This window comes from Pseudomonas sp. PWP3-1b2 (assembly GCF_049896045.1).
Taxonomy (GTDB): domain Bacteria; phylum Pseudomonadota; class Gammaproteobacteria; order Pseudomonadales; family Pseudomonadaceae; genus Aquipseudomonas; species Aquipseudomonas antarctica_B.
The window spans coordinates 1-283 of the sequence record NZ_JAFCTN010000009.1 but is presented as its reverse complement, the minus strand read 5'-3'; positions in this window follow the sequence as shown (position 1 = coordinate 283).

The window sequence follows — 283 nt, the reverse complement described above, 5'->3', positions numbered from 1 at the left end:
GCGTTCCCCCCGGCGGGGGTCCACCCCCCCCCCAAAATTTTGGTCGCGCTGCGCACTCCCGGGGTCTCAACACCCAACGCCACAGGTTCACCGGTGACTCGCGACCCTATGTCGCAACCTTCCAAACACCAACTTTCCCCTCCTGCCATTCGGGTCTACGCTTCCCTGCACAGTGGACCGGTTTTGGCGTGCGCGACACCCGTCGTCGCGACCGGAAAAAATTCTGTCCAGTCGATCAGCTTTCAATTTTGGATTTTGTCCTTATACCAAACAGGGAAAAGGC